The organism is Larkinella sp. C7, assembly GCF_006149005.1.
GTDB lineage: Bacteria > Bacteroidota > Bacteroidia > Cytophagales > Spirosomataceae > Larkinella.
This window is the reverse complement of record NZ_VBSL01000008.1, coordinates 247,772-259,315: the sequence shown is the minus strand read 5'-3', so window position 1 is coordinate 259,315 and position 11,544 is coordinate 247,772. Positions and strand designations below refer to the sequence as shown.

At 49.2% G+C, this 11,544-nt stretch carries 10 protein-coding genes; 7 read left to right on the top strand and 3 right to left on the bottom strand.

Annotation, left to right across the window (positions count from 1 at the left end; translation table 11 throughout):
* Positions 1-76 precede the first annotated feature (76 nt).
* A complete protein-coding gene (locus tag FH871_RS20970; RefSeq protein WP_138993318.1) occupies positions 77-1,006 on the bottom strand; it encodes a homoserine kinase in 930 nt (309 codons plus the stop codon).
* A gap of 69 nt (positions 1,007-1,075) precedes the next feature.
* A complete protein-coding gene (thrA, locus tag FH871_RS20965; protein ID WP_138993317.1) occupies positions 1,076-3,538 on the bottom strand; it encodes a bifunctional aspartate kinase/homoserine dehydrogenase I in 2,463 nt (820 codons plus the stop codon).
* 305 nt (positions 3,539-3,843) lie between these two features.
* Here thrA and FH871_RS20960 point away from each other — a divergent pair, with 305 nt between their 5' ends.
* The 5 genes from FH871_RS20960 (at position 3,844) to FH871_RS20940 (ending at position 8,492) form a co-directional block, all read left to right on the top strand.
* On the top strand, positions 3,844-4,947 hold the full coding sequence (locus FH871_RS20960; RefSeq protein ID WP_138993316.1) for a VWA domain-containing protein: 1,104 nt from the start codon (positions 3,844-3,846) through the stop codon (positions 4,945-4,947).
* A 15-nt stretch (positions 4,948-4,962) separates the two neighbouring features.
* Entirely contained in the window at positions 4,963-5,187 is a 225-nt protein-coding gene (locus FH871_RS20955) for a hypothetical protein (RefSeq protein WP_138993315.1), read from the top strand.
* Positions 5,184-5,513 (top strand): type II toxin-antitoxin system death-on-curing family toxin, encoded by a 330-nt coding sequence (locus tag FH871_RS20950; RefSeq protein ID WP_138993314.1) that lies wholly within the window; start codon positions 5,184-5,186, stop codon positions 5,511-5,513. Before FH871_RS20955 ends, FH871_RS20950 begins: the two co-directional genes overlap by 4 nt.
* A 113-nt stretch (positions 5,514-5,626) precedes the next feature.
* The gene (locus tag FH871_RS20945) at positions 5,627-7,159 is read left to right on the top strand and encodes a magnesium chelatase (RefSeq protein WP_138993313.1); all 1,533 of its coding nucleotides are present in this window, start codon (positions 5,627-5,629) and stop codon (positions 7,157-7,159) included.
* Positions 7,160-7,445: 286 nt separating this feature from the next.
* Positions 7,446-8,492 (top strand): porin family protein, encoded by a 1,047-nt coding sequence (locus tag FH871_RS20940; protein ID WP_138993312.1) that lies wholly within the window; start codon positions 7,446-7,448, stop codon positions 8,490-8,492.
* A 9-nt stretch (positions 8,493-8,501) separates the two neighbouring features.
* On the opposite strand, the gene FH871_RS20935 is transcribed toward FH871_RS20940, so the two are convergent.
* Positions 8,502-8,822, bottom strand: coding sequence for a heavy metal-binding domain-containing protein (locus FH871_RS20935; RefSeq protein WP_138993311.1), 321 nt, complete (start codon positions 8,820-8,822; stop codon positions 8,502-8,504).
* 365 nt (positions 8,823-9,187) lie between these two features.
* Between FH871_RS20935 and FH871_RS20930 the strand changes: the two genes are divergently transcribed.
* Together FH871_RS20930 and FH871_RS20925 are read left to right on the top strand one after the other, a co-directional pair.
* Entirely contained in the window at positions 9,188-9,742 is a 555-nt protein-coding gene (locus FH871_RS20930; protein ID WP_138993310.1) for a lipocalin family protein, read from the top strand.
* Positions 9,743-10,304: 562 nt separating this feature from the next.
* Entirely contained in the window at positions 10,305-11,138 is an 834-nt protein-coding gene (locus tag FH871_RS20925; protein WP_138993309.1) for a hypothetical protein, read from the top strand.
* Positions 11,139-11,544 lie beyond the last annotated feature (406 nt).

The window sequence follows — 11,544 nt, the reverse complement described above, 5'->3', positions numbered from 1 at the left end:
AATCAACAATGACTGGCCCGGATGGTTGACCTGGAGTGATAAGGTTGTATGTGCAAATATTATTCCAATTTTGCAATTATCCAAGCACTTTAGGCCCTTCCTGATTGATTCCGGAAACATACAACTCGCTTCCGATTCCGACCGAATGAAAGGCGGCCTGCATGCTGTTGCCGACCCGCAACGCCGTGGGCTGGTCACGGCTGAGGGCAAACATGGACGGGCCGGAGCCGGAAATGCTGCAACCGAGGGCACCGGTATCGAGTGCGGCTTGCTTTACTTCGCTGAATTCGGGGATGAGGATGGCGCGAATCGGTTCGATAATGACGTCGACCATCGAACGGCCAATCAGATCGTAGTCGGGTTTCATCAGTCCGGCAATCAGCCCGGCGACGTTGCCCATCTGGATGATGGTGTTTTTCATCGACACCTCATTTTTTAGAATGTGCCGGGCGTCTTTCGTGTTGACTTCAATTTCCGGGTGAACGATGGTGGCGAAGAGTTGCGCCGGGGTGTTGATGGTGATGATATCCAGCGGATTATAGCTCCGGATGACCACAAAACCGCCCATCAGCGACGGTGCCACATTGTCGGCGTGGGCCGAACCACAGGCCAGGCGTTCGCCTTCCATGGCAAAGGGGAGGAGGTCGATTTGCTTGAGCGGACGGCCCAGCAACTCATTGATGGCAAACACGCCCGCAACGGCACTGGCCGCGCTGGAACCCAAACCGCTGCCAAGCGGCATTTTTTTATGCAGAATCAGTTCCAGTCCCTGGTCCGATTCGATGTGTTTCAGGTACGTCTGAATGGCAATACCGGCGGTGTTGCGTTCGGCCTCCTTCGGCAACCGGCCTTCATCGCCAACGATGGCTTTAATTCGAACGCCCGGTAAATTGCTTTTCCGGACAATGATTTCGTCGCCGGGACTATCGACGGCAAAACCGAAAATGTCAAAACCGCAGGCAACATTCGCGACGGTCGCAGGGGCAAATACTTTTATTGAATCCACAGTCTGTAAGGGATTGCCACGGCAACCCCAATCTTTTGTCTATCTATACAAATTCAATGGGCGTGTGGTTCACGCCAGGTAACTTCCGATGCTGACCACATCGGCAAACACGCCCGTGGCCGTTACTTCCGCGCCCGCACCGGGGCCTTTGATCACCAGCGGGCGTTCTTTGTACCGCTCCGTTGTAAACGAGATGATGTTGTCGGCACCCGAAAGCGAATAAAACGGATGATCGAATCCGACCGACCGCAGTTCAATGGTCACTTTTCCATTTTCAAACGTAGCGACATACCGCAGTTTTTCGTTGCGGCCTTCCGCTCCCAGCAGCAGGTTATCAAAATACGCATGGTTGCGTTCCAGCTCCTCGAAAAACGCCGGAATGCTCGGTGCCGTGATGCAGCTTTCGGGCAACAGGTTGTTGATCGTCACGTCGGACGGTTCCAGTTCAAAACCGGCTTCACGGGCCAGAATCAGGATTTTCCGGCCCACGTCCATGCCACTCAGGTCTTCGCGCGGATCGGGTTCGGTAAACCCTTTTTCCTTGGCTTCTTTTACGATGGTGGCAAAAGAAACGCCGGGTCTGAAATTGTTGAAAATATAGGATAAAGTCCCGGATAAAATGGCTTCGATTTTCAGAAACCGGTCGCCGGACGTCATCAGTCCCTGCAAGGTGTTGATGATCGGCAAGCCCGCGCCCACGTTGGTTTCATACAGGAATTTGACGCCCCGCCGAACGGCCGCCCGCTGCAACCGCTTGTATTCGGCATACGGCCCGGAATTGGCTACCTTGTTCGGGGTAACAATCGACACGTTGGCGTTGAGCAGCGGTTCGTAAAACAACGGAATGTCTTTATCCGCCGTACAGTCGATGAACACGCTGTTGGGCAGGTTATAATCTTTCAGCTTCTCGACAAAAGCGGGTAAGGAAGTGGTTACGCCCTCGTTGGCCAGCCGGTCCTGCCAGGTGGTCAGGTCGATGCCTTTGGGGTCGAGCAGCATTTTCTTCGTGTTCGACACGCCAACGAGGCAAATCCGGAGCAGCTTTTCGTTCCGCAGAAACGCGTATTGGGATTCAATCTGTTGCAGCAGCGTACGGCCGATCAGGCCCGCTCCAACCAGATAGAGGTTGAGAATCCGGGCTTCGGACTGGAAAAAGACGTTGTGCATCGCATTGAGCGCTTTCGAGAGGTTGTTCTTATTGATCACCACCGAAATGTTGATTTCCGACGACCCCTGCGCAATGGCAATGATGTTGACCCCGTTTTTGCCCAAAACTGAAAAGAGCTTTCCGGCAATCCCCGAACTCTTTTTCATGCCTTCGCCCACCGTGGCAATGATCGACAGGTCTTTTTCAATGCCGATGTAATCGACGTGGCCGTGGGCAATTTCGGTCGCAAATTCCGCTTCCAGAATGTCGCGGACGCGCTCGGCGTTGCGGGGTTCGATGGCAAAACAGATGGAGTGTTCCGACGAAGCCTGCGAAATCAGAATGACGCTGATTTTGTAATGCGCCAGCGTGCTGAACAGCTTGGCCGAAACCCCGGCGACGCCGATCATCCCACTGCCCTGGATATTAACCAGCACAATGTCGTCGATGGACGAAATGCCGGTAATCGTAAAATCGCGCCGGTCGGCAGTACGGCTGATCACCGTGCCTTCGTGACTGGCGTTGAAGGTATTCAGAATCCGGATCGGGATGTTTCTGGAAAATGCCGGTTGCAGCGTGGGCGGGTAAATCACTTTGGCCCCGAAGTGGCTCAGTTCCATCGCTTCCGCGTACGTAATGGTCGGAATGTTGAACGCATTCGGCACCTTGCGCGGATCGGCGGTCATCATGCCGTCGACGTCGGTCCATATGTCGATGAAATCGGCATTCAGGGCAGCCCCCAGAATCGACGCCGTGTAATCGGAACCGCCCCGGCCGAGCGTGGTGGTTTCGTTGTGGGCCGTGGAGCCGATAAAACCGGTAACAATCGGCAAGTCCGATCCAATGGTTGAAAAATACTCCCGAATCAACTGGTTGGTCGTCGTTTCATCAACCTCGGCCATGCTGAACTGGGCGTCGGTTTTGATAAGTTCGCGGGCGTCGCAAAACCGGGTCGGAACGCCTTTGCTTTTCAGGCATTCGCTGATGACCAGACACGAGAGCCGTTCGCCGAAGCTCATCACCAGGTCCATCGTCCGGTCCGACAATTCGCGGATGAGCGACACGCCCCGCAGCAAATCCTCCAGTTCGTTGACCGTGCCGCGAACTTTGCCGAACACCTTACTTTGTTCTTTAATCGGAATTAATCCCTTGATGACGTTGAAATGACGGTCTTCAATGCCCCGAATCAGTTCCAGGTAATCGGGGTTGTTGGTGGCAGCCATCCGGCCGATTTCAATCAACTGGTTGGTGACCCCGCTCATGGCCGACAACACGACGGCTCCGATGGTATCCCCGTTCTGGCGGTGGTTAAGAATGATGGCAATGACTTTTTTAATATTCTCAACGGACTTTACCGACGTTCCGCCAAATTTCAATACGTTCATACAGTGGGAAATTATTGAATTATTGAATTGTTGGTCGTAGTGAATCAACAATTCGGATGCTGTATTGGTGATGAAGGGAAAAGGAGCGCAAATATAGGGAAAAAGCAGGTTGTGTACAGCAAAGAAATCGAAACGAAAAACATAGGATTGCGGTCGTAAAGGCCCTAAAACCGGGCATAGAGGCCACTGGCGGTTGTTTGTCGTGGTGGAATTGCCGAAAATTTCGTATTTTCAGGAAGCGAACAAATCCGGCGGGCGCGCTGTTCTTTCATCAACGCCAACTGCTGACCTAACGACCGTATTTCATGAAAGGATTCCAATTCTCCAATTATATTCCGCCCGAAAAAAAAGAAGGCAGTAAATTCGACCAGTTGCTCAACATTTTCCAGCAATTGTTGCTGATGACGTCGGGCAATGTCGAGCAGGCGCTGGCCTATCTGAACGACCTCGACCGGCGGTATAACTTGACCGACGACAAATACGGAATTGGTAATTTTGTCGAGGAGATGAAAGAAAAAGGGTATCTGACCGAGCAGAACGAAGAAGGCACGCTCGCGATGACGGCCAAGAGTGAACAATCCATCCGCAAGTCGGCGCTGGAAGAAATTTTCGGAAAACTGAAACGCTCGAAATCCGGCGGCAACCACCACACCCCGTTTACCGGCGTGGGCGACGAACTGAGCAGCGATCTGCGCGATTTTCAGTTTGGCGACTCGCTCGAACAGATTTCCATGACCGAATCCATCCGCAACGCCCAGATCAACAGTGGCGTCAATGAGTTTACGCTGATGGAGCGCGATCTGGAGGTGGTGCAGAAAGAGCAGAAAACCCAGACCTCGACGGTGTTGATGATCGACGTGAGCCACTCGATGATTCTTTACGGCGAAGACCGCATTACGCCCGCCAAAAAGGTCGGCATGGCGCTGGTGGAGCTGGTGAAGCAGAAATACCCCAAAGACACGCTGGACATCATCGTATTTGGCAACGATGCCTGGCAGATTCAGGTGAAGGATTTACCGTATCTGGAAGTGGGGCCGTACCACACCAATACCGTGGCCGGGCTCGAACTGGCGATGGATCTGCTGCGCCGACGCAAGAACAAGAACAAACAGATTTTCATGATTACCGACGGCAAACCGACCTGTTTGAAAGAAGGCATTAAATATTACAAAAACAGTTTCGGGCTGGACCGCAAGATCGTGTCGAAAACCCTGACGCTGGCCGCCCAGTGCCGACGGCTCGACATTCCGATTACGACCTTTATGATTGCCTCTGATCCCTATCTGAAGCAGTTTGTTCACGAATTTACGAGAGTGAACAACGGCCGCGCCTATTACAGCGGTTTACAGGGATTGGGAAACATGATGTTTGAAGACTTCCAGCGCAACCGCCGGAAAAACATGAAATAACCGGAACGTATGACGATGATTAATATTTCGCTGGATGACAGCCGTTTAACCAAATTGCAGGAAAAGGCCCAGGCGATGAATCTGCCTTCGGCTAGTGCACTGGCTAAGCAGATCATTGAACAGGTGATTGACTCTGATGATTCTTTTCAAAAAGAAACGGCACTATTACCCGAACGCAGAGTGTTGCTTGAAGATATTATTAACGAAAACCGGGAATTACTTCAACGATTAGCTCAATGATTTCTACAGATGAAGTATTACTGATTCATCGTCGACTAATTGAGGATTTTGGAGGGAGTGACGGGGTTCGTGACGAAGGTATCATGCTTTCAGCTATTGCAAGGCCATACTCGGGTTTTGGTGATACTGAATTTTACAAGACGCCCCTGGAGAAAGCAGCAGCAATTATCGAAAGCATTGTAAAAAACCATCCCTTTATCGATGGGAACAAACGTACGGGTTATGTACTCATGGAGATCATACTCCGGATAAATAATTTGTTTATTAACGCCAGCCAGAGCGTTATAATTTATACTCCAAATAGCCGAGGGCAGTCTGGAGTATAACGGCATTTTAAGTTGGATTAAAAACCATACAGAGTCTCGATGATCCGAAGGACTCAAACTTAAGGGAACTCCGGTAAAGGCAACAATCATTTTTTTATATTCACAACGATTTCATGAGCTATTCATCCCTGAAGAGTAAAGAGTTAGTAAAAATAAAAACCCTCGGCGAACTGAAAGCTGCCGGTTACCAATCCAAGTCCATCAAACAAGAACTTCGTGACAACTTAATTGAGAAGATTAAGGCGAAAGAAACCGTTTTTCCGGGGATCTGGGGCTATGAAGATACCGTTATTCCGGATGTCGAACGGGCGATTCTGTCGATGCACCACATCAATCTGCTGGGGTTGCGCGGGCAGGCCAAAACCCGGATTGCCCGGCTGATGGTCAATCTGCTGGACGAATACATCCCGGTTGTGGAAGGGTCGGAACTGAACGATGATCCGCTGGTGCCGCTTTCCCGTTTTGCCCACGATCTGGTGGCGGAAAAGGGCGATGCGACGCCGGTTAGCTGGTTGCACCGGAACGATCGCTATACCGAAAAACTGGCGACGCCTGATGTTTCCGTAGCCGACCTCATCGGCGACGTCGATCCGATCAAAGCAGCAACCTTGAAGTTACCGTATTCGGACGAACGGACTATTCACTTCGGTCTGATTCCGCGCTCGCACCGGTGTATTTTTGTGATCAACGAATTACCGGATTTGCAGGCCCGGATTCAGGTGTCGCTCTTCAATATTTTGCAGGAAGGTGATATTCAGATTCGCGGTTTCAAACTGCGCTTACCGCTTGATATTCAGTTTGTGTTTACGGCCAATCCGGAAGATTATACCAACCGGGGCAGCATCGTGACGCCCCTGAAAGACCGGATCGACAGCCAGATTGTGACCCACTATCCGAAGTCGCTGGAGATCGGGAAGAAGATTACGCAGCAGGAAGCCATTGTCAAAACCGAGCAGAAAGGCATGGTGAAAACCAATGACCTGGTGGCGGATCTGATTGAGCAAATTGCCCTGGAAGCGCGTGACAGTGAGTATGTTGACTCGAAAAGTGGGGTTTCGGCGCGGTTGACCATTGCGGCTTTCGAAAACCTGCTGTCGGCCGCCGAACGCCGGGCGTTGTTGAATAGCGAGAAGGAAACCTACGTCCGGATTACGGATTTGTACGGTGTGATTCCGGCGATTTGCGGAAAGGTGGAACTGGTGTACGAAGGCGAAGTGGAAGGCCCGGTGATCGTGGCCCAGAACCTGATCGGGAAAGCCATTCGGACGCAATTCCTGAATTATTTCCCGAATCCCGAAAAAGCCAAAAAACAGAAGGGCGGTAATCCTTACAAAAAGATTACCGACTGGTTTGGCGACGGTAACGTGATGGATTTCCTGAACGACCTGCCAACCCGCGATTACGAGAACCGCCTGAAAGCCATCGACGGTCTGGACGATGTAGTCGATTCGTTGCATTCGCGTTTGGGCAAACAGGAGAAGTTGTTCATGATGGAGTTCGCCCTGCACGGTCTGGCGGAATATTCACTCGTGGGCAAGAAGGCGCTGGACACCGGTCAGCAGTTCAAAGACCTGTTGGGCAGCATGTTCAGCCCCGGCACAGCCTTCGGCGAAGACGATGATGATGACGACGAAGATCGGTTTTAATAGAATGATGAGTTATGAATGATGAACGATGAATGAGCCGATGCATTATATATATTAGCGCGTCAGCCCATTCATCGTTCATCATTCATAACTCATCATCACAAAATTTATAACTCATCATCACAAAAAAGGCAACCTGGCTAACGGGTTGCCTTTTTTTGTGTCGTGAAATGCTACAGGGAAACTACGCTCGAAAAACGCGTAGTTCTTCTCTTTCGGGGCGTTGTTCAAGGATCTAATTTTGCAGCATCAGTAACAACAGATACACATAAAGATTGAACACCCGATGAAAGCATCACTATTCACCATGTGCCTGGTGGCGGTTGGCCTGCTGGCGGAAGCGCAGACCCCCAAACCCAAACCGACGACGGCCGCCAAGCCGGTTGCCGCCGTACAAAAGAAACCGGTGGCAGCGGCCCCAAAGAAAACCACCACCGCTAAGCCGAAAACCACGGCCACGGCAGCGAAGAAACCGGCCCCGAAACCGGCAGTTGCAACGGCTCCAAAAGCCACGACCACGACGGTGGAATCCGCAACGGCGACGGCCGAAGCCGAACCGATGCTGGCGCAGCAAACCGTTGTGGAGACCAAACCGCAACCCGAGATGGCTTCGAAAGAAGCGACGAAACGTTCGAAAAAGGCGAAAGCCGAAAAACCGGCAAAGGCGCCAAAGGCTGAGAAAGTGGCCAAACCGGAGAAACCGGCCCGCGTCAAAATCGAATCGGCGTATTCGGGCCGGAGCTTGTCGATCGGTATTCGGGGGGGCGTCAATGCGCTGTTGAACGAATATGCGCCGGGCGGTGATCTGGACGGCGTTGGTGGGGCCTCCGAAACCGCTCCAGGTTTTACGGGTGGGCTGGTCATCAATTATGGGATTGGCAACGTCTTCTCAATTCAACCGGAGATCCTGTATACGCGCCGGTCGGCGAAATTTGCCGGGGAAGTGGAAGGCCAGAAATTCTCGCTTCAGGCTTCTGCCAACGCCATTGAAGTTCCGCTGCTGCTGAAACTTTCCTTCGGGCGCAAAACCCGGTTTTTCGTGAATGCGGGGCCGTATGTGACTTACGGCCTGGATGCTCGCTACAAGTTTGTCGTGGATGGCGAGACGCTGGCCGACGAAAAACAGAAGCTAACCAGCGACGATGCGCGGCTCGAATACGGTGTAACCGGTGGCCTGGGCGTATCCATTCCGGCCGGTCCGGGCCGGTTGCTGATCGAAGGACGGTACAATTATAGCCTCGGAACCGACGCCGATCCCCAACCGGTAGAATACGTCAGCCAGCAGGTGGCAACGTTCTCGCTGGGCTATGTATTCCCGCTGGGAAGACGCTAGGTCGCCCGACTACTCGATCACCACCGCCGTGCCGTTGGCACTGACCATGAGCAAGCCGCCGTTGTTTCCGATGGTTTGATAATCCAGGTCGACGCCGATAACGGCATTGGCACCCAGCCGCTGGGCCTGTTCGATCATTTCTTTCATGGCAATGCTTTTGGCTTCGCGCAGGGCCTGTTCATAAGCGCCTGAACGTCCGCCCGCTACGTCGCGCACGGTCGCAAAGAAATCTTTAATCAGGTTGGAGCCAATAATGGCTTCACCGTTGGCCAGGCCCAGGTATTTTGTGATCCGTTTGCCTTCGATATTCGAAGTAGTTGTTATCAGCATAGACTTGATCTCGGTGTAACCGTCGGACGGCTCCTGGTTTGAATGATGACTTGTTCCTCAAAATTAAATACTGGGAACATCCTAAATGACAGAGTTACACAGAAGATTATTTTTAATGGATGGGGTATTTGTTTTGCCTTACAGGCGGTAGTCCTATGATCCAGATTCGGACACAGAAAGGGTATCAACCTTTAAAAACAATCTCCGCAAAGCTGAAAAAAACGGTGAACACACTTCAGCAAACGGAAGTACCTGTTTAAACCTCAATATAGGCAATTCAGGCGTAATGCACTGGGTGGCCGCACCAATTTTGCCCACTTTTGAATCACAAATCAAACTTTTCTAACAATCAAATCAAACAACAAATGAAAAAGACAACCGTACTTTTGAACCGCGTGAATTTTCGTTATGGATGGACCATGGTCATGTTGCTGGCCCTACCGCTCTGGTTTGCAAGCTGTAGCAAAGATAAAGATGGCAATGGCGAACCGGATGTGAAACCATCGGCGGTGAGCGGAAGCTGGAAAATTTCGGGTATGAAAGTGAACCCGGGTTTTGATTTTGGTACCGGCCAAAAAATTACCGATTTGCTGGCTTTTTTTAAGGAATATGGTGGAGAGGAAGCCGTTGCGTGTTTGACGGATACCAAAATTACGTTTAACAGCAATGGTACGATTTCCGGTACGCCCTCACCCAATTGCAAATCGGATGATCTGGATGATTTCAATCCAGCTGAGGACAACTCCAAATGGTCGGTAAATGGTAACAAATTGACGATTATCGACAAAGAAGGCTCACAGGTTTACGATCTGGAAACGTCGGGCAACACGATGAAGTGGAGCATCACGGAAAAAGACGATCTGGACGGCGACGGAAAAGTGGACACCTACACCATGACGATTGAATTTAAGAAGGCGTAATCTTTTCAGAACCGTATACCACCGCCCGTCGACATTCGACGGGCGGTTTTTTTGTGTTGTGAAAATCTAGTTTTAAAAGTGCTACACCATCACCCAAGCAACTCCACAGAAAGGGCAGGAACAGCCAAAACTCGTTACTGGTCAGGTAATTGTGAAAACATGCTGTATGGTCTGTTCGGGATAACCTTTACAAGGTTAGTGTGACCAATTTTGAATATAAGTTTAGTTGAAATTTACTCCCCTCATTTTTAGCGATTTAGAATCATGTTACCGATTCTTCATAATAATAACTAATTGATTTACAGAGCGTAATTAGTGTAAACATGTACAAAAAATGTAAAGAAAGATTTGGTTGTTGTCTTACAAAAAGTAGGTTTGTCCCTCCATTTTAAAGCATTTGTGAAGGTGATTCATTTCCGAAATAGTCATTTGAAAAGTACCATTTACCTATTTCAGCCAATTCAGTAAATCAAAGTATCGGTCATGATAAAAGAATGAAGAAATGCTTTACTTGGTATGCAATACGATTTTATTGAACTGATGTAGTAAATATTGATAAACAATGAAAAGGTTATTTACACCCTACCTGATTTTGTTGGTTTCATTGGTGGTAATTCTCTGTTGCAGACAGCAAAAAGAAGAAGCCGCTCCAGTTCCCTTATGCCGGATTGTGAAGGCCGTATTGAAGTCTTCTTCTGTGAATGCCCGACCAATTCGCGATGAGGAAACAATAAGCGTAGGCGGCAAAAACGTAAAAGTGAGTTTCTACAAAGAAAGTTTTTACAATTATGATCCACAGGGGCGACTGATTCGGGAAAAAGACCGGGTGATAACCGGGGACTCTATGGTCGTCGAGTATGATTATTCGCCGGGATTAGTGCTTAAGCAGACTACTTCATACTCCCGCCAACTGGGTACGCATGTATTCATTGATAGTATAGTCTTAAACACACAAGGGTTGGCTGAATCCAAATTTTATCAGCAAAAAGTCAAATATGATACGGAAGGATATTTGACCGAACAGATGTTAAGTGGTTCGATTCAATTCGTAGGTCAGGTAGTGAATGGTAATTTGGTAAAAGAGTATAAATACCTGGATGGGTTGTATGTCTATAAATACGAATATGATTTAACCCGTTCTGGTCCGTCTCCAATTTACACTTTTTGGGGTTTTGAAAGTCGTAATCTGCTTAAAAAAGAATCGATTGAACGAGGAGACTCCTTTATTGGACAGGCTATCTTTGAAACTAATTATCAATATCGATTCGATTCTGATGGGCGCGTATATAGAAAAATTGTTCACGGTGAAGATGTTGGATTTGGGTGGTATGCAGATGAAGGAACAGCAGTGATTGATTACGAGTATGATTGTTCATCCACTCGGTTAAGTCGTTAAAACAATTATTCTTCAAAGTACAGCTTTAGGCACTTTCTAATCAAGCTTTTTCTGTTTCCGATTTATTCGCGTTGATTGACGTGATAAGGGAGTATAATGTTTATTAATTTTAATTAACTGTACAAACAATAATATGTAAAAGGTTTTTACTTCATTTTCTTTCTTGTGTCTTATGGACCACCAGTTATTCCCAATCTGTTGAAGACGCTCTACGCAGGTTGAGTGTAAGCAGATCTAATTTGGATGTCACATTGCCCATCCTGGAGGAGTATATCAGCGCAATAGTTTTAACCAGGGAAATATAACTGTGGCGGGAACTTTCAACTCCCAAAGATGGATTAATGGCGGATTTTATAAATTGATACTTAAATTAACCCCGCTAGATTTATATGGAATTGTAGATGTT